General features: G+C 69.0%; 17 protein-coding genes. 5 read left to right on the top strand and 12 right to left on the bottom strand.

Annotated elements, in window-relative coordinates:
* Both AC16DP_RS34470 and AC16DP_RS34465 read right to left on the bottom strand, forming a co-directional pair.
* Nucleotides 1-585: a Uma2 family endonuclease gene (locus tag AC16DP_RS34470; protein WP_329734632.1), complete on the bottom strand. Its 585-nt coding sequence runs from the start codon at nt 583-585 to the stop codon at nt 1-3.
* A 225-nt stretch (nt 586-810) separates the two neighbouring features.
* Nucleotides 811-1899 (bottom strand): acyltransferase domain-containing protein, encoded by a 1089-nt coding sequence (locus tag AC16DP_RS34465; RefSeq protein WP_329734631.1) that lies wholly within the window; start codon nt 1897-1899, stop codon nt 811-813.
* 224 nt (nt 1900-2123) lie between these two features.
* Here AC16DP_RS34465 and AC16DP_RS34460 point away from each other — a divergent pair, with 224 nt between their 5' ends.
* The gene (locus AC16DP_RS34460; RefSeq protein ID WP_329734630.1) at nt 2124-4022 is read left to right on the top strand and encodes a protein kinase domain-containing protein; all 1899 of its coding nucleotides are present in this window, start codon (nt 2124-2126) and stop codon (nt 4020-4022) included.
* Between the two features lie 35 nt (nt 4023-4057).
* Here the strand turns inward: AC16DP_RS34460 and AC16DP_RS34455 are convergent, their stop codons facing one another.
* Complete coding sequence (locus tag AC16DP_RS34455; protein ID WP_329734629.1) at nt 4058-4669, bottom strand: pentapeptide repeat-containing protein; 612 nt, start codon at nt 4667-4669, stop codon at nt 4058-4060.
* A 147-nt stretch (nt 4670-4816) separates the two neighbouring features.
* On the opposite strand from AC16DP_RS34455, the gene AC16DP_RS34450 reads away from it, so the two are divergent.
* Both AC16DP_RS34450 and AC16DP_RS34445 read left to right on the top strand, forming a co-directional pair.
* Nucleotides 4817-5683 carry a DUF2381 family protein gene (locus AC16DP_RS34450; protein WP_329734628.1) on the top strand — a complete coding sequence of 289 codons (867 nt, stop codon included), beginning with the start codon at nt 4817-4819 and terminating at the stop codon, nt 5681-5683.
* 15 nt (nt 5684-5698) lie between these two features.
* Nucleotides 5699-6190: a serine/threonine protein kinase gene (locus AC16DP_RS34445; protein ID WP_329734627.1), complete on the top strand. Its 492-nt coding sequence runs from the start codon at nt 5699-5701 to the stop codon at nt 6188-6190.
* A gap of 94 nt (nt 6191-6284) precedes the next feature.
* On the opposite strand, the gene AC16DP_RS34440 is transcribed toward AC16DP_RS34445, so the two are convergent.
* From AC16DP_RS34440 to AC16DP_RS34425, 4 genes are all read right to left on the bottom strand, one after another.
* Complete coding sequence (locus tag AC16DP_RS34440) at nt 6285-7070, bottom strand: TolB-like translocation protein (protein ID WP_329734626.1); 786 nt, start codon at nt 7068-7070, stop codon at nt 6285-6287.
* 74 nt (nt 7071-7144) lie between these two features.
* Nucleotides 7145-7369: a microviridin/marinostatin family tricyclic proteinase inhibitor gene (locus tag AC16DP_RS34435; RefSeq protein ID WP_329734625.1), complete on the bottom strand. Its 225-nt coding sequence runs from the start codon at nt 7367-7369 to the stop codon at nt 7145-7147.
* A gap of 131 nt (nt 7370-7500) precedes the next feature.
* Nucleotides 7501-8616 (bottom strand): acyltransferase, encoded by a 1116-nt coding sequence (locus AC16DP_RS34430; protein WP_329734624.1) that lies wholly within the window; start codon nt 8614-8616, stop codon nt 7501-7503.
* 7 nt (nt 8617-8623) lie between these two features.
* Nucleotides 8624-9682 carry a 3-oxoacyl-ACP synthase III family protein gene (locus AC16DP_RS34425; RefSeq protein WP_329734623.1) on the bottom strand — a complete coding sequence of 353 codons (1059 nt, stop codon included), beginning with the start codon at nt 9680-9682 and terminating at the stop codon, nt 8624-8626.
* Between the two features lie 516 nt (nt 9683-10198).
* Here AC16DP_RS34425 and AC16DP_RS34420 point away from each other — a divergent pair.
* Nucleotides 10199-10681 carry an FKBP-type peptidyl-prolyl cis-trans isomerase gene (locus AC16DP_RS34420; RefSeq protein ID WP_329734622.1) on the top strand — a complete coding sequence of 161 codons (483 nt, stop codon included), beginning with the start codon at nt 10199-10201 and terminating at the stop codon, nt 10679-10681.
* Nucleotides 10682-10923: 242 nt separating this feature from the next.
* On the opposite strand, the gene AC16DP_RS34415 is transcribed toward AC16DP_RS34420, so the two are convergent.
* From AC16DP_RS34415 to AC16DP_RS34405, 3 genes are all read right to left on the bottom strand, one after another.
* Entirely contained in the window at nt 10924-11817 is an 894-nt protein-coding gene (locus AC16DP_RS34415) for an alpha/beta hydrolase family protein (protein ID WP_329734621.1), read from the bottom strand.
* Nucleotides 11818-11891: 74 nt separating this feature from the next.
* Nucleotides 11892-13580 carry a sensor histidine kinase gene (locus tag AC16DP_RS34410; RefSeq protein WP_329734620.1) on the bottom strand — a complete coding sequence of 563 codons (1689 nt, stop codon included), beginning with the start codon at nt 13578-13580 and terminating at the stop codon, nt 11892-11894.
* Complete coding sequence (locus AC16DP_RS34405) at nt 13577-14449, bottom strand: response regulator (RefSeq protein ID WP_329734619.1); 873 nt, start codon at nt 14447-14449, stop codon at nt 13577-13579. Before AC16DP_RS34405 ends, AC16DP_RS34410 begins: the two co-directional genes overlap by 4 nt.
* A 141-nt stretch (nt 14450-14590) precedes the next feature.
* Here AC16DP_RS34405 and AC16DP_RS34400 point away from each other — a divergent pair, with 141 nt between their 5' ends.
* Nucleotides 14591-15940 (top strand): hypothetical protein, encoded by a 1350-nt coding sequence (locus tag AC16DP_RS34400; protein ID WP_329734618.1) that lies wholly within the window; start codon nt 14591-14593, stop codon nt 15938-15940.
* Between the two features lie 21 nt (nt 15941-15961).
* Here AC16DP_RS34400 and AC16DP_RS34395 read toward each other — a convergent pair whose 3' ends face one another.
* Both AC16DP_RS34395 and AC16DP_RS34390 read right to left on the bottom strand, forming a co-directional pair.
* The gene (locus AC16DP_RS34395) at nt 15962-16456 is read right to left on the bottom strand and encodes a hypothetical protein (RefSeq protein WP_329734617.1); all 495 of its coding nucleotides are present in this window, start codon (nt 16454-16456) and stop codon (nt 15962-15964) included.
* A 170-nt stretch (nt 16457-16626) separates the two neighbouring features.
* Nucleotides 16627-18183, bottom strand: coding sequence for an alkaline phosphatase D family protein (locus AC16DP_RS34390; RefSeq protein ID WP_329734616.1), 1557 nt, complete (start codon nt 18181-18183; stop codon nt 16627-16629).
* Nucleotides 18184-18225: the final 42 nt, after the last annotated feature.

Below are 18225 nucleotides of genomic sequence, written 5' to 3'. Positions count from 1 at the left end.
TCAGGGCCCTGGAGCTGGGGTGGACTTCGTCACCCAGAGCAGCCCCAGCTCGAGCGGTTCGGCATCGAAGGGCTCGGCGCGAACCACCTCCTCGCCCCCGTGACGGGCGGCGAGCCGCCAGCCCTTCCTGCCCCGGCGGTACACCTCCAGGGTGTGGGCTCGCGGGTCCACCAGCCACGCATGGCTCACCCCCTCCTGGTGGTAGACGTCCAGCTTGCGCCCCCGGTCCAACGCGCTCGTGGAGGGCGACAGCACCTCGCAGACCCAGTCAGGCGCCAGGTCGAAGAAGGGCTCGTCCCGTTCCAGCAGCCCGGGCGCCCGCTCCCGCCGCCAGCCCGCCAGGTCCGGGACCAGCACCTGCCGTCCGAAGTGCAGCTCCGGCTCGTCCAGGAGCCACCACCCCCCTGGACCGCCCTGCCCAACGTCGAAGCGATCCAACAGCACGCCCAGCTTCGAAGCCGCCCGCGTGTGCCACGCCGCCGGCCGTGGAAAGGCCCACAGCTCGTCGTCGATGATCTCCCCCACCCACCCTGTCGGCAGGGCCTCGATGTCCTCGTAGGTGGCTGGACGCTTTCCCCGACCCATGTTCGCACTCCTCCCGCTGGCGCTCCCGCCAGACCCCTCCCATCATACAGGAGGAGGTGACATCCGAGGTAGGGTGCGGCGTCCGGGGGCGGCTCCGAGCCGCGGCTGCCGCGGCGACCGGGCGCTCACCCGCCCGCCCGCCGTCTCATTGCCCCGCGCGCACCGGATGCCACGGGTTGCCGCAACACACCGCATTTGCTCGGCGGCCCCTGCTGCTCGGGTGATTCACGCCACGTGCGCCAGGAACGGCTCCCCGGCCACCGATAATGACGCCTCGGCCTGCCGCTCCGGCGCGGGCGGCCGGGACAGGCTGCGCAGCGTCGCCAGCATCTCCTGCGTCGGCTCCTTGCCGCGCCGCATCGACACGAACAGCCGCCCTTCCACTCCCGCGCCCTCCAGGCACGACTCCAGCGAGTGCCTCACCAGCGGATGCGGGCTGACCTCCAGGAAGGCGTCGTGCCCCATGTCGAGCAGCGTGTCCACCGCCTCGCGGAACAGCACCGGCTCGGCGAGGTTGCGCACCCAGTAGCCCGCGTCGAACCGCGGCCCCGCCAGCGCGCCTCCCGTCACCGTGGAGACGATGGGCCGCCGCTCCGAGCGCGGGCAGATGTCCCGCAGCAACCCCTGGAGCTCCTCCCGGTACGGATCCACCTGCGGACAGTGCGCCGCCACCTCCGAGTCCACCCGGCGCGCCGGCACCCCGCGCCTGCGCAACGCCCCCAGCACCCGCTCCAACACCTCCGGCTCCGCGGCCACCACCGTCCACTCGGGGCTCGCGTGGATGACCCGCCATACCTGGCCCGAGAACTCGGGCAGCGCCTCTCCCACGTGCGCCCACGGCAACCCCACCACCGCCATGGCCCCCTTCCCCTTCAGCTTCCCCACCGTCCGGCCCTGGTGGCAGATGACCCGCATCGCGTCCTCCAGCGTCAGCACTCCCGCCACGTGCGCCGCCGCCACCTCGCCGATGCTGTGCCCCACCACCGCCACCGGCTCGATTCCCCACGAGCGCCACAGCGCCGCCAGGGCGATCTCCATGGACACGATGGCCGGACAGCTCACCTCGATGTCTCCCAGCCGCGCGCTGTCCGACGTCAGCACCTCCAGCAACGACCAGCCCATCAGCCGCCGCACCTGCACGTCGCACGCCTTCAGCACCAGCGCGAACACCGTCGAGCGCTCCAGCAGCGCACGCCCCATGCCCGTCCACTGCGACCCCTGCCCGGAGAACACGAAGACCGGCCGGCACGCACCCGTCCCCGAGCCCGTCTGGCCCTCGTGACGCATCAGCGACTGGTAAGAGGTCCGCCGCATGCCCCACTCCCCTCCGGGGCTGCCTCGACTCCACCATCAGGGAGGGTCAACACAGCCCCACCGAATCAATTCAGTAGAGGTGTATTAATACTTTGTTTTCCAGGGAAAGTGAAGTTCTCATTTCACGGCTGGTGGATTCTTCGATTTTTACCATTCTGTCAGGGAGTGGAACTCACACCCTGTGGCTGGCGGTGGGAGTCGGGTCGCCGTAGAAGAGGGAATCCATGAGCCAGGTTCGCTACCAGTCACTGGGTCCGTTGATGCCAGGAGAGGGTTCGCGCCCGTTTCTGGCCTTGGCGCTGGAAGAAGGAGCCGCGCCGCGGCCGGTGGTGCTGGTGTGGGCCCCGGCCGAGGTGGCGCAGGACGCGATGCAGCGCGCGCGGCTGGAGCGGGAGACGGAGCGCGCCGTCGTGTTCGAGCATCCCAACATCCTGCGGGTGCATGGGCTGGTGACGCTGGAGGGCCGGCTGGCGCGCGTGACGGAGTACGCGGATGGAGAGCCGCTGCGCCAGGTGTTGGACGCGGCCCAGCGGCTGCCCCCGCCCCTGGCGGCGCTGGTGGCCGCGGACGTGGCCATGGGCGTGCACTACGCGCACGTGGCGGGCAACGATGATGGGACGCCGCTGATCCACGGAGATCTGCGCCCGGAGACCGTGATGGTCTCGTTCAACGGCGTGTGCAAGGTGTCGGGGTACGGAGCGCTCGGGGTGGCGCCGAGGGAGCGCAATGGACGCCGGGTGCGCAACCGGCGCCTGTACATCGCCCCCGAGCAGCTCCTGGGCGGCCGCGAGGCCTCCTCGGTGCTGACGGATGTGTTCCTCCTGGGGCTGCTGCTGTACGAGTGCCTCTCGGGGCGCAAGCCGTTCCAGGATTCGATCGAGCCGGACAAGGCGATCCTCAACCGGCCGCTGCCGCCGCTGCCGCCCGAGATCCCCCTGCCCTACAACGAGGTGGTGCGCCGCGCGACGGCCAAGCGCTCCGGGGACCGGTACCCGAGTGCCCTCGCCTTCCGCGAGGCCCTGGTGGCCGTCTCGGGCGAGCTGCCCCCGTCCACGGCCTTCGCCGAGCTGATCTCGAAGCTGATCCCTCCCGACAACGAGCTGCGGGCCGCCCGGAAGCGGACGATCGACAAGGGGCTCGAGGCGCTCGCCCGCGGCGCGGTCGCGCCCGCGCGTCTGACCGGGCCCGTGCCCGTGGTCGCGCCCGAGCCCGTCTCCGCCCGCACGCAGATCCCCATCACGGGCTCCGCGCCCATCATCGCGCCCGAGCCCATCTCCGTGCGCGCGCAGCTCCCCATCACCGGCTCCGCGCCCATCCTCGCGCCCGAGCCCGTCTCCGTCCGCACGCAGCTCCCCACGGCCGTGCCACCGGAGGAGCCGGCGCCGAGCGTGCCGCCCGCGAGCCTGGCGCCGCCCGCCGTGGCCGAGCCCCCCGCTGTGCCGGCGCCGCCTCCCGCCGAGACCCGGCCCGCGCGTGCGCGCCGCTCGTCCACGCCCCTCGCCGTCGCGGTGGGCGCCGTGCTGCTCGTGAGCGCGGTGGGTACCGTCTGGAGCGTCCGGCAGAAGCCCCCGCCCGTCGAGGACCTGGGGACGGACGCGGGTGAGGAGCTGCGGTTCGACACGCCCGTGCTGCTCGAGGCCGCGCCCGCGTCCCCAACGGATGCCGGAGTGCGCGTGGCGGCGGCCCCGGCGGCGCCCACCGTGCCGCCCACGCCGGTGGAGATCTTCGTGAGTCCCGGCGACGTGTCGGTGTCCGTGGATGGCAAGGCCATGGGCCGCTCGCCGTTGACGGTTCCGCTCGCGCCGGGCCGCCACATGCTCAACTTCCTGGACGAGGCCCGAGGGCTGCGGACGGCACGGATGATCGACGTGCGCTCCACTCCGGACACGGTGACGTTCCGCATCCGCCTGGGTATGGGCTCCATCCTGGTGCACGCGCCTTCCGGAGCGAAGGTGACGCTCGACGGGCAGGACCTGGGCACGGCACCGGTCTCCGAGAAGACGCTGTTCGAGGGCGAGCACCAGCTGCGCGTCACCCAGAACGAGTCCGTCTGGGAGAAGACCTTCATGCTGCCCGGAGACCAGCGCCTGGTCTTCAACGTGGACTTCGAGGCGGAGGAGTAGGCCGGCACCTGGATGCGCGGAAGAAGCTGCCTGGGCTACATGAAGATCCCAGGTGCCCGCTCCAGCGCCGCGCGCAGTTCCTCGCCTGTCGTGTCCATCCTCTCTGCGACGGTAGGCGCGTGCCAGGTCACCGCGACCGTGCCTTCGGGAATCGTGGCAAGTCTCTCGATGAGATTCCCAAACCGGCCCGGCCACTCGCAACGACCCAGCTCCACCGCATGCCCGCGCGGATCCATGAACGTGAAGCATGGCCAGCGCGGCAGTCGAATCGAGCTCATGTCGCAGTTGAAGAACCGGCAGCCATCGAGCCGTGCGTCGGTGAAGTCGCAGTCCTCGATCCGCCCGCTCCTCGAGCTGTCGTCCAGGTCCTGACGAAACCCGAAGTCGTTGCCGGCAAACCGGCCCTTGAAACGACATCCCCTCAGATTCATCGTGGCCCACGGCAGGGTCGTGAGCTCGCTCTTCGCCTGAATGGTGCAGTCGATCAGCTTCCCTGACAGCAGGTGCAGCCACCTCGCGGCAACGCTGAAGACGAGGGTGCAACGCCGGAATGTGACGTTCGGCCCGAGAAAGTAGATGGCGTGCTTGGGGAACTCGATCCGCTCGCCCTCGATCTCGCGGTTGTCATAGTGAATGTTCGGAGTCACGCGACCCTCAGAACAGGTCCCGGAGACGCAGTGACAGGTCGGAGCATGGAACGCTGGACATCCGCGACCCAATTTCTTAGGTTAGGTGGTTATATGAGGAACTTCCTACCTCGGCAGTCTACCCTGCTCCTGGTCCTCGTGGCGTCCATGGCCGTGGCCAAGGGACACGAGCCTGTCTCCCGGAGCCTCTACCTTCCGGACGATCCAAGGGAAGCGGTACACCCGGTGTACGTCGCCGGTGGAATGGGAACCGTGCTTCGGTTCGCGCAGCCGGTCGACCCCGCCAAAACGAAGATGCTGGGTTGGGAAGGCCGCTTCGAGCCCTTGCTCGCAGGGGGTCATCTCGTCGTCGTGACGCCACTCAAGGACCTCGACCCGGAGGATCGCTTCCTGCTGGTCGTGACGCTGCTGAACGGGAAGGAACTCCCCTTCACGGTCACGGCCCAAGAAGCGCGGTTCGATCATCAGGTGAATGTGTTCCCTGACGAAGAAAGCCCGGAAGCGCTCCGGAGCCGTCTGGCTCATCACCAGACCCGGGAGCGCGTTCTCGAGGAAGAGAATGAGCGCTACCGCAACGAGGAGACCTCGATCGACCACGCCCTCGCCGCACTCCTGGCGAAGGGGGCGGTGAAAATGACGTCGATGCGTCCGAAGCTGGTTCATTTTTTCAAGAATCCCCAGGGCGTTGAATTCCTGGTAACCGTTCTCGCCAGCAAGAAAGACAACAAGGTCGCGGTCGTCTTCGACGTGAAGAACAACAGCCCCACCGAGTCTTGGAGTCTGTTGGAAGCGCGCGTGGTGACCGAGGCTGGAGGAGAGAAGAAGCCTTTTGCGCTGCGTGCCACCCAGGAGTACCTGGCACCGGGAGGAATGAGCGGGACCATCGCCGTCGTCATGGACGCGGGCGTCTTCGACTCGAAGATGGGCCCCGAGCGGCTCGTTCTAGAGCTCTTCCGACGAGGCTCCGGGCTGCGAGAGGTCTGGGTTCTTCTGGATCGACAACTGTTGCGCTAGTACATGCGTGCCCAAATGGCTCTGATCCACGTGCCACTTCTGGCCCCCGTCGTCCTGCTGTGGATGTGCTCCGGTTGTGTGACTGCCGGAGGCGTGCCCCTTCGCCCAGACGGGAGCCCAGGCCCGCAGGAATGCCCGGAAAAGGCGCTCGAAGTCATGCGGGTCCTTCACCTGAATGTGGGGGATGGCTCGATCGTCGAACTGGACACCAACCAGACCGACACCAGCCCCATCACCCTGTATGACGGGCCCGTGGAAAGCATGCTGGACAAGAGCCTCGGACCCCTTCCGCCCGTTACCCGTCTTTATGGCCGGGTGTGGACGGGTGGCCCGCAGGTCGTCATCCGGTATTACGAGGCGCACGTGCCCGACGAAGAGCCGATTCCCATTTGCGCTGTGGCTCGGCTCGCTCGTGGTCAGTTGCAGAAGAAGCCCGAATCCAAACCCGGAACGGCCATCCTCGAATTCTCGCGTGCTGGAGTCTTCGTCGTGAACGCGTTCCGGTGAATCGGCTCACTGGAACACGTCGCGCAAATGAAGACCCTCACCCCCCGCCCTCTCCCAGAGGGAGAGGGTGCAGCCTCCCGCTCAACACGGGTGGCTACTCCTTCCAGGCAAGCTCCTGGGTGCGGCGCTCCTCGCCCTCCGGGCCTCCCAGGACGATCGTGGTGACCTGGAGGCGCTCCGGCGAGGGGAAGGTGACGGCGTCCGGGTAGAGGGAGGCGTAGGGCGTCCAGAGCACCTGCTCGGCGGAGAGGCCGCTGCGGTGCACCAGCGTGGGAGTGCCTCCCGTGAGGGGCACCTTCAACACGTCCCCGCGCCGGTTGCGGCAGAGGATCCACCGGCCTCCCGGAGACAGCGCCGGGGAGAAGCAGCCCTTCACCCAGGGCGAGGCCTTCCCCGTCCGGAGCTCGATCCGGTAGAGCTCGACGCGCCAGTCCCCCATGTCTCGCGGACCCAGGCCCACCCAGTCGGTGATGACGTGCTCCAGCGAGGGCGTCATCGCCAGGTGGCCCCCCGTGAGCGAGCCGCCCTTGATGGAGTCCGGCAACCGCAGCAGGGGCCGGCCCGGGCGGTAGACGAAGACCTGCACGTCACACGAGTCCCCGCCACACTCCGTCGTGAGCTGGAGGAACGCGGCCCTTCCTCCCACCACGGCCGTGAGCGAGCACTCCTCGAGCGGCTGCGTCCAGCCCGTGAGCGCCTGGCACTCCTCGCGAGAGAGAGGCTCCTCGGCGCTCTTCATCGCCTGCTCCACCCGTTGCTGGAGCGCGGCCGGAGGCGGCTTCGCGGCGCTGTCCGGCGCGGGCTCGGAGGCCCGGGCGCTCGACGCGAGCAGGAGCAGGAACATCAACGGACGACCCACGACGGGACCCGACGATCGCATGAGGTCCAACGATACGGCCGGAGGCACCGCCGGGTCATGGGGGGCACATCGCGGTCCCGGCGTGGGATGGAGCCTCAGGAAATGGTGCCGCTGTCCTCATTGTCCGAGGGGTACTTCAAGGTGGTGAAGATCGGCTCCTTGTCGCCCTCGTCGGAGTCGGAGGGGTACTTCCGGGTCTCCGGATGCGATACGGGCCTGCAGCCACCCGAGACCCGCTCCAACTCCTGCGCCTCCAGCAAGTGCGCGAAGAAGGGTTTCCCACCCTTCCGAGGTGCCTTGTCCTTGGCGTTCTTCTTCATGTCGGACTCCTCGCGGCCTGTCGGCCATCTGGGGGTACACGTCAATCAAGAAGGAGTCCGCACGGGACGGATGTGATGGAACGGGCCCCCGGGAGAGGCCCGCTCCCTCGGCCACCGGACGAGCCGGCGCGCTAGGCCTTCGGCAGCGACGTATGCGCCTCCAGGGTGTCTCCCCGGGAGATGATGAAGCACACGCGCGGAATCGGGGTGATCACGTCGAACGCGTGCGGCGCGCCCGTGCCGAAGTCGAGCAGCGACAGATCGAAGCGGGAGATGTTGTTGACCAGCAGCCCGTGGCCCTCCGTCGAGAACCCCAGCCAGTCCACGCCCTCGCGCCCCCACCTGCGCTGCACCTCTTCCAGGAGCGCATGGCACCGCAGGAAGTCCTCGGCGTTCGCGGACTGGAGCCGCGCCCGGATGAGGGCCGCGAGCGCGGGCACCGACAGCGCCGCGGCCTCCTCGTACGACAGGGACACGCGCAGCGGCAGCCCGGCATTGCCGAAGTACGACGCCGGCAGCAGTCTGGGAACGCGCCGGAAGTCGAAGACGGTCGCCAGCTCCGGCTCGGATCTCGCCATCCGCCCGGACTGCCGGTAGTGCCGCCACAGGAGGGCCGCCAGCACGTCGCCCGACGTCACCTGGGGACGGCTCACCCGTGCGTCCCGCAGCAGCGTGTCCACCTCCTCGCGAGGAAAGCGCCGGATGTCCCAGCGGTACTCCTCCCGGACGCGGGGAGTCGTGGGCGCCCGGAGCCGGAAGCCCGCACGCCGCAGCTGCGCCTCCAGGGACAGGGACTTGTCCAACGACGGCAGGGGCGGCAACACGGGCTCCATGGCCGGAGCCGCCGGAGCCACCTGCCCGCCGCGCACGGCCCGCGCCCACGCGCTCAGGAAGCCCACCAGGCTCACCCCATCCCCGAGCCCGTGCGACATGCTCGCCCCCAGGCACCCTCCTCCCCCCGTGAAGTGGGAGATCTTCATCCGGCACCGCGGCCCGGAGCCCGGCTGCACGGAGTCGAAGAGCACGGCCCGCGACACCTTGTCCTCGGGGGGGACCTCCACCCCCGAGACCTCCACCAGCGGCACCCCCTCCCTCAGCCGCGCGAACGCGGGCAGCGTCCGCGCCAGCCCCTCGGCCAGCACCTCCACCGCGGGCAACCGCTCGTAGAAGAAGGCGAACTCGATGGGGAGATCATCCGGCCCCGCGAAGAACGCATCCAGGGCCGTCAACGACGCCGGTGACTCCATGACCCTCTCAGGGGAAGCGGTAGAGCACTCCCCCGGAGTGTAGTCCCGAGCCGACCCCGAGGATCAACGCCGTCTGCCCGGACTCGTGGCGCCCCGCGTGCAGGAAGTCCGTCAGCACGAGCCCCAGCGAGGCCGCCGCGCAGTTGCCCTGCTCCTCCATGTTGAAGAACGACTTCTCCTCGGGCACCCCCACGCTCTTGAGCCAGCGCCGCTGCAGCTGCGCGTTGCTCATGTTGAAGAGCACCCAGTCGGCCTCCTTCATCTCCCGGGCGGCGAGCACCTCGGTGTACAGCCGCGAGAACGCCTGGGAGATGTTGTTGGGGACGCTCCGGTAGTCGATGACGAAGTGGTCCTCCAGCACCTCCTGGATGTTGTCGCGCGTGGGCACGTGCTTGGAGCCGCCGAACTTCTTGTGCACGATGTCCCGCCCGGGCTCCGTGTGCATGTGGAAGTTGGAGAACCCCACCGGCTCCTTCGTGCGCTCCCCCGACAGCACCAGCGCCGCCGCCCCATCCCCGAAGATGGTCGCCTGCAGCCAGACGCGATCCTTGAGCTCCGGCTTGATGTACGAGGACATGGAGCTGGCGGCGCACACCAGCACGTTGCGCGCCTGGCCCGAGCGGATCATCGCCGTGGCCATCATCATCGCGTTGAGCGTGCCCGCGCAGCCGGCCACGTGCGTGAGCGCCAGCACGTTGGCCGGCGCCCCCAGCCGCTGGTGCAGGATGCACGCGGGATCCGGCGTGCACAGCGTGGTGGGCGTGAGGGTCACGAACAGGATGACCTGCACATCGTTGATGTGCATCCCCGCGTCCTTCAGCGCCTTCTTCGCCGCCTCGAAGACGAGATCGTCCTCGTCGAGGTCATCGAGCCGATCATGGTGGTAGTCGTAGCGGGTGTGCCGCGTCCTGACCCCGAAGGTGTCGTAGACCCAGGTCGGATCCCGCCGGCCGTGCCACTGGCAGATGTCCTCGTTGGTGAAGGCGAGCGGCGGCAGCGCCATGCCACTGCCCTTGATCACCACGGAGGGAGAGACGTCGTTCCGGAAAGAACTCGACGGGGCCATAAACCGTCCTCGCAGCCCGAAGGGAGAAGTGAGTCGAGGGGACCGATGAGCGGCTTCCTCGGCATCCATCGAGATCCCATTCGATGAATTCGTGAGGAACACGCACGCCGGGCTGACCTTGAGAAGAGTACTACAGCTGCCAGCCACTCTCATCTGGGTCACTCGGGCACCACATGGGGTTCGAGGAACCCAGGCCTGTCCAGGAGTTCATGAATGAGCCCCCGCGCACACTTTGCACGTGCGAGGACGCGGGGCGTGTGCGCATGGAGCTTCGAGTTGTCCCGCCTGCTCGAACAGATCCACCGAAGCTGAATCTCGTGGAGCGGGCGGCCATGCCGCGTGCTACAGAGCGCCGGCACCCACTCACCTGGAGAGCAGGTGAGCGGCCCGCTCCACTGCACGGAGCGCGTGCGCAACCCCATCATCACTCGGGCCCCGCAGGAGTCCCCTCCCCCGCGCCGCCGGTGGAAGGTCCGGCTCCGGGCGAGCCCGAGTGCAGCCCGAAGGAGGGCTTCCATGCAGATCGCGAAGGACAGCGTCGTCTCCATCGACTACCGGCTCCACCTGGGAGACGGGAAGATCATCGACGAGAGTGAGCCGGGAGATCCGCTCGTCTACCTGCACGGGTACGAGGAGATCGTCCCCGGGCTGGAGAAGGCGCTCGAGGGCAAGAAGGCAGGCGAGTCGCTGAAGGTGGTGGTCGAGCCCAAGGACGGCTACGGGGAATACGATCCGGACGGGGTGGAGGAGGTGCCGCGCGAGGACTTCCCGCCGGACATGGAGCTGGAGGCCGGTGGCATCGTGAGCGCCACGGACGAGGACGGGGATGACGTGGAGTTCCTCGTGAAGGAGGTGCGCCCCAAGACGGTGGTGATCGACTTCAACGATCCGATGGCCGGCAAGACGCTCCACTTCGACGTCACCGTGCGCGAGGTGCGCGCGGCGACGAAGGAGGAGCTCGAGCACGGCCACGCCCACGGCCCCGGCCACGAGCACTGAACCACTCCCCCCCCCGATGCACGGTCATGGCCTCACTCCGCCCCACACCCGGGCGCGTGAGGCCCGACCCCTCGGGCGAGGCTCGCGCGCCTCGACGGGTGCCGCTGCGACTTCCTAGGGTTTCCTTTTTCCCCATACGCAGTGGCACACGGAGGGGACGGCTCCTGAAGGAGCACCGCCTGCGCGACGTGCTCGGCCGGCTGGGGCACTCGCGGATGCCGGGTGTCCAGTTGTGGACATCCTCACGCCGCGGGGCGCGCGTCACTCCCGAGCGAATCCCGGAGGAACGTCAGGATCTCCGCGTGGAGCACCGGCTGGAACGCGGCACGGTCGAAGCCCTTGGGATCCTGGGAAGGAGGAAACCCGGGGCTCGTCATCGCCGGAGGGAACGGGCTCTGGAAGGAGAAGTGGCCCGCGTTCGGGACGATCCGGTGGTCGATGCGCTCCGGACGAGGAACGCCTCGCAGAATGATCTCCGCGTGCATGGCGGGCGTGTGCTCATCGAGCTCCGCCGTGCGCATCAAGATGGGCAGGTCCACGCCGGAGAGCGCCCCCTCGGCCATGAACCAGGGCGACGCGGGCGCGAGCAGCACCAGCGCACGGATCCGAGGATCGCGAACGACGGGAATGGCCCGGCTCTGTCCATCGGGAGACTCGTTCGGGGAGGAGGACGGGCGCCCACCGGCCACCGCCAGCGCGGTGTAGCCGCCCATGGAATGGCCGATCACCCCCACCCCAGCGGGCGAGAACCTCGGGCCCAGCTGCGCATCACCGAAGAGCGCATCGAGCACGAGGCGCACGTGGCGAGGCCGGTTCTCGAGATTCACGGCCGTGCCCGCAAGGCTGTTGTCGGAGCGGCTGTTGCCCGGGTGCTCCGGAAGGGCCACGACGAAGCCAGCACGCGCCAGGTGCGCCGCCATGCCGCGATGGGTCCACGGAGAACCACCCGTCCCGTGACTGATGACGACGAGCGGGAGCCGCTCCCCTTCCACCGGGGCGTCGGTGGCGACGGAGAGCGAATACGGTCCGAAGTGCTCGAGCCGTTCAGGCGCTCGCGCCGGGTAGAGCACCCGCACGGGAATACGTGCGCCTTGAACCCGATCCTCGACCTCCAGTGCGCGACAGCCGACGGTCATGTCCGAATGCATCCGGACATCAAAGCACGGCTCTGTTTCCAACGGATGGACGGCATCTGGATTAACGCGCGCCTCTAGGCGGACACCCGCTCCGCCGTGCCGGTCTCGGGCCGGAAGGGCAGCTCGAGCGTGAAGGTGGCTCCCTTCCCGGGGCCGTCGCTGTGCGCCGCGAGCGAGCCCCCCATCGAGCGGGCGGCGATCGCGCACGAGTGCAGGCCGAAGCCATGCCCCTCCTTCCGCGTGGTGAAGCCATGCTGGAAGATCTTCGTGAGCAGCTCCGGCGCGATGCCCATGCCGTTGTCGCTCACCTGCACGCGGACGAGCTCCTCCGTGGGCCGCTCGACCTTCACGGTGAGCCGCCGCTCGCCGGGCGGGTTGTCGTTCAGCGCGTACTTCGCGTTGCTGATGAGGTTGAGGACGATCTGCAGCAGCTTGTGCTTGTCCACCATCACGCGGGGCAGCGGGACGAGGTTCCGCTCGAGCGTGATGCCATGCCGCCCGAGCGCCGCCCCGTTGATGCGCAGGGCGTCCTCGATCAACTCCTCCAGGGAGACCGCCTCCACGAGGCTCGAGGACATGGCGTAGCTCTGCTGCACCTCGACGATCGTCCGGATGTGCTCGACGTGGCGGTGGAGGGCCGCCGTCATGGTGAGCATCTCGTCGCGCTCGGCGGACAGGTTCTCCCCGAGCTTGCCGAGGAACTCGGGCAGGCGCCGCCCGCGCTCGTCCCCCGTCATGAAGGTGCCGAGCTCGGCGCGGTGCTCCTCCAGCAGTCCGGCGATCTTGAGCAGCGACGGCAGACGGAGCGCCCGCAGCCGCTCGCCGAGGATGGTGGCCGAGGTGTTGATGCTGTTCAGGACGTTGCCCACGTTGTGGAGCACGTTCGTGGCGAGCTCGGCCATGCCCGCCTGGCGCGCGAGCTCCACGGCGCGGCGCTGGGTGTCCCGCAGCTCCTGCGTGCGCTCCTTGACGCGCAGCTCGAGGTCGTCGTGGGCGTGGCGCAGCGCCTCGTTGGCCCGCGCGAGCTCGTCGGTCCGTTCGATGACCCGTTGCTCCAGCTCATCGCGGACCCAGCGCAGCGCGGCCTCGCTGCGCTCGAGCTCCTCCGTCGAGGCGACGAACGGCAGGAAGATGCGCTGGATCACGAACCCGAAGAGCAGGAGCGTCAGCAGGAAGGCGCCCACCGGAATGACGCGCTGGACCAGACCGAGCAGGCTCAGCTCCTCCTGGGTGTGCCGCTGGAGCATCCCGGAGACGTTCCCGGACGCTTCGGACAGGTCCCGCGTCGCGGCCCGGAACGCCTCCAGATCGGGGTTGTTCTTGAGCGAGCGGTTCTCCGAGCGGAGGACGCGCACATGGGCCGCGTTGGCCTTGTCCCACAGCGCCACCAGGGAGCTGATCGCCTCGAGGGCCTCGGGCTCCTGGATGCCCTCGGGCGGCAACTCGCCCCCCTCCTGGCCTCCTCCTCGCAGCATCGCCCCGCTCAGGGCCATGAAGCGCTCGGACAGGGCCTGGGCGGCCGCCCGCTGCCGGAGCAACATCTCCCCATCGGACGCCGCCAGCCCCACGACGGCGAGATAGGTCGCGTTCTCGAACTTCTCGACCATGTCGTGCAGGCTCGACGCGGCCGCGGCGTACTGCCGGTTCCGATCCACCCGCGCGTCGATCTCCACCACCGCCACCAACGAGACCGCCTGCAGGGAGATGCTCAGCGCGAGCATCCCCAACAAGGGCCAGAGCAGTTGTCGCAGCTTGCGCGTCATCCGCCGTCTTCCCGAGCTACGTCGCGCAGCAGCACGAAGGCCTCCGCCGGGTGGATGGCGGCGATCCGCGCCTCGAAGCACCGGACCTCGCCTTCCACCGGGAGCTCGAGCTGGAGGACGCGCGCCGGGCCTCCGCTGGGGGTCTGGCCCAGCCAGGCGAGCAGCTCCCGGGCGGTGGCCGCCGGCAGGGAGTCCGCCAGCCTGGAGCCTGGAGTGAAGGCCAGCCGCGAGCCCGGGGTGGCCTCGCGGGACGGCTGGAACTCCAGACAGGTGCCATCCGCGGCGACACGCAGCAGCGCGCCCGGGAGCACCTGGAGCAGCGCGCGCAGCCGCGCCTCGTTCCCGAGCAGCGCCTGCTCGGCCTGCTGACTCGCGGTGTGGTGGATCCACTTCTCCACCAGCGCACACGCCATCTGGCGGACCTCGACGGCATCGAACGGCTTCTTGAGGATGAGGAAGCGGTCCGTCTGTCCGAACCGGACGCTGATGCTCTCCCACGAGAAGTCCGAGTACGCCGAGCAGATGACGGCCTGGAGGCGCGGATCCTCCCGCCAGATGCGCGAGAGGGTCTCGACGCCATCCCACCCGGGCGGCATCCGCATGTCGATGAACGCGAGCGCATAGGGGGTGCCGGCCTTCAGCGCCTCGCGGACCTTCTCGAGCGCCTCGGCGCCCTGGTGGGCACTCGTCAGCTCGAACGTCGGCGGCCGGGGCGCGGCCGATGTCTCCCCCAGGAGCATCATCTCCAGGTCGTCCAGCCCGGTGGTGTCCACCCGGGGTTGGAGGATCCGGCGGAAATCGTCGTGGATGTCCTCGTTGTCGTCGACGACGAGGATGCGCCTGTTGGGGGGAGTCGGGTTCATCGTCATGGGGCCGCTCGTGCCACGTGAGCGTGGCCATTCTACCGCGAAGCTCCGCGGATTCCCGCCTCCGCGAAGGGTTGCCCCCCGGCGGCTGGCCGGCCGGGATTCGGCCCACCGCGCGGCGGCGGGACGCTATGGTGCGGGCCGATGGCGGCTTCCCGTTCGCACCGGCTCTTCCTCGCGCTGCTCGCGTTGGCGCTCCTCGCGCCCCAGTGCGTCACCGAGTACCCCGGCCCGTGGCGCAACCACCTCGGCCCGGCCACCGTGATGGGCGCGGACGAGGAAGCGTACCTGATCCTCCTCAACAGCGTGCTGCTGGACGGGGACCTCGACCTGAAGAACAACCACGCGCAGGTGGTGATGGGCGCCCCGCAGGGCGGCAGGAAGAACGCCGGCCGCGTCATGGACCACCACTCCATCTGGTACATCGACGGCCAGCGCTACGTGTGGCGGGACCTGGTGGACCACTCGCGGTGGACGAGGGACGCGAACGGGCTGCCGCGGTATGCCTTCCACGCGCGGTTCGATCCCCGGCTCGCGCTCGGCCCCGAGTACAGCGCGCACCCGGTGGGGCTGGCCTTCCTGCTCGCTCCGGTGCTCTGGCCGCTGCGCCACACCCCGTATGTGGAGACGGGCGCCCTGCTGTGCGCGGGGCTCGCCACGGTGTGCGGGATGCTGCTGTTGGACCGGCTGCTGCGGCGCTACACGACGCACGAGAGCGCCCTCCGGCTCACCCTGGTGGCGGCCTTCCTGGCCACGCCGGTCTGGTACCACGGCCGGAGCTTCTTCACCGAGCCCTTCCTCGTGCCGCTGCTGCTGGGAGCGTATGTGCTCGGCTTTCGCGAGCGCGGCGGCTTCTGGGCGGGGCTGTGCGTGGCCGCGGGCATGCTGATGAAGCCGCAACTGGCCCTGCTGGTGCCGGTGCTGATGGTGCCCGCGCTGCTGCGGCGCGATTGGCTCCAGGGGGTGCTCGTGGCGGTGATGCCGGCGGTGGCCACCGGGCTGCTGCTGTGGCTGAACCAGCACATGTACGGCTCGCCCTGGCGAGGCCCCTACCCCTTCATGGTGGGCAATCTCTGGGAGGGGCTCGAGGGCCTGCTGGTGTCACGGCCGAAGGGCCTGGTGTGGTTCGCGCCGGCCGTGCTGGTGGGGCTGCTGGGGTGGCCGAGGCTCGTGCGCGAGCGGCCCCTCGAGGGAGGCATGTTGCTGGCCGGCATCCTCCCCTCCTTCCTCCTGGTGGCCCTCTGGAACGACTGGGGAGGCGGCTGGTGCTATGGCCCGCGCCTCATCGTGCCCCTGCTGCCGCTGATGGCCATCGGCCTGGTGAAGGCCCTGGAGCTGGAACTGTTCCAGCGCTTCATCCCGAGGTGGCTGCTCGCCAACGCCCTGCTCTTCGGCGTGGCGGTGAACGCCTTCGCGGCGTTCCGCTACTGGCAGAGCTGGCACCGCTTCCCGCCACACATGCTCGCGGAGCTGATGGGCGCGTTGAAGCCCTGAGGGAGGGTTGAGGGTCTTCCATCAGCGCGATACGGAGCGCCCCCGGCGGCGTCCAGCGCACAGCCAGTCGAGGATGGCGGCCTTGTCGCCCGTGGCCAGCTCGTACCGGGTACCGGAGCTGATGACGCCCTGGTGCGCGGCGAGCGCCTCCACGGCGAGCTGCGCATGGGTGAGCTGAACACCGGCCCCGCCACCCCCGAGCACGAGCGGTGCGCCCATCTTGAGGTCCAGCACCACCACCCATCGCCGCTCGGGACGAGGCTCGGACATGTCCACGACCACGAAGTCGCCCGCGAAGCGGCGCTGGTCGCAGCGGAAGGCCCACACGTTGCGCTTGCGGCGCAGCAGCTCCCTCACGAAGGGCTTCTCATCGCTCTTGAGGGCATAGCGCTCGGAGAGCAGGGAGGCCGCGGAGAGGGAATAACCCTCCTCCTTCGCGAGCAGGAGCGCCCAGGGGTTGGCGTGCCCGAGCAGGGGCAGCGAGACGGGCAGGACGATGGGAGGCTCGCGAGGCATGAGGAATCACGACCTGGACCAAGGGAAGATTTCCGCATGACCCTCGCGCAGCGCCGTGGCCTTCAACAAGGCCTTCAAGCGCTGGCATGGCGTGGGGCCGGGGGCGTGGCGGCGGGCGCGAGACGTGGAGCACGGCGAGCAGGCCGCGCTCCCCACCCCGAGCCCGTGAATCAAAGCGCCGCGAGCTTCAGCTCGTTGGGCTCATTCAAGGCCTTGCCCTTGCGGCCGTAGTTGCGCACCACGAGCGCGTTGCGGGCCATGTCGTAGGTGACCTGGGTGAAGTTGTCGTCCTGTTCGAAGCCGCGGGTGCGGTAGTGCATGGTGACGGAGCCGTCGACGTCGAAACCATCCTCCTCGGCCTTCGAGTCGTGCACGAAGCCGAGCGGATCCCCATCGGCGAACGGGAAGGGCCAGTAGAAGGCCGAGGAGACGATGGAGAAGGCCTTGAGCGGCAGCTTCCCGCCGCGCTTCTTCTCGAAGGAGATCTCCGAGACGTTGGAGCAGTGGATGTCACCGGAGAGGAAGACGACGTTCTGGACCCCCTTCTCGATGAGGGTGCGCAGCACGCGCCGCCGCGTCTCCGGGAACGCGGGCCAGGAGTCACTCGCCCCACCATTCCCGCCGCGCGAGCCGACGCCGTTGGGCACGAAGACGCCGGGCGAGACGACGAACTTGGGCACGTTGCCGCGCCGCGCCTGCATCTCCACGAGCCAGTCGCAGAACTGGTCCAGCTGTCCCTTGAAGCCGGGGGCACTCGCCTTGGCGGGGAAGCCCAGCAGGTGGTTGCCGCGCAGGGAGTCATCGGCGTCGTCGCGGATGCGCTGCGTGCGCCCGTCGAGCACGAAGAAGGGCACCTGGGCGTAGTCGAAGCTGTAGTGGATGCGCTTGTCGAAGTTCCGCGGCCCGTGCACCCACTGGTAGCTCATGTACGCGCGGATGGCGTTGTGGAAGAGATCCCGCTTGAGGGCATCCTTGAGGCGTGACTGCACCCAGTTGTCCTCGATCTCGTGGTCATCGAGGATCATGTACGTCGGCACCGAGCGCATGAGCTGGCGGATGTAGGGCGTGGTGAAGGCCTCGACGTAGCGCTCCTGGAACTCGCGCCAGGTGTCCGCGCGGCCCAGGGGGAGGCTCCGGTTGAGCTTGTCGGCGTAGATCTGGTCTCCCAACATCAGCACGAAGCGGGGCGGGAGCGCGTCCTCGCTCCGGGCCATCTCCACGTGCCGGTACATGGCCTGGAAGATCTCATCCGAGCGCTTGGACTGGCCCATGAGGCCCGGGTAGCGGCAGGAGCCCATGAGGAAGGAGAAGCCGCCGCTCGCCGCGCTGGGATAGGTGGTGAAGGAGGCCTCGGACACCTCCGGATCCAACCGCAGGAAGTCCTCCTTCCACACGCGGAGATCCTTGGGGAGCCGCTCGAAGACCTCCTCGTCCTCGACGATCAGCTCCGAGTCGAGGCTGTCCACCGTCACCGAGCCCACGCGGGCGGTGTAGCGCGTGTCGGGCTTCAAGCCCTCGAAGTCCACCGTGCCGGTGCGGTCGTACTCGCGATGGAGGCGGAAGTAGCGCACCTCCTTGGGCTCGGAGCGGCCCCACTCGTAGAGCGCGGCCACGCCCACGGTGCGCAGGTCCGGAACATCGGCGGCGCGAATCCAGAGACGGACGCGGGTGTCCGTGGTGTGTCCGACGATGGGGCCCACGGACGGTGGGCGAAGCATCTGAGGCATGGTCTCCCTCTGGGCTGTGCGGCACGGCCAGTCTAGGTGAGA

This window comes from Archangium sp. (assembly GCF_057119385.1).
This window is presented reverse-complemented; position numbering and strand designations above follow the sequence as displayed.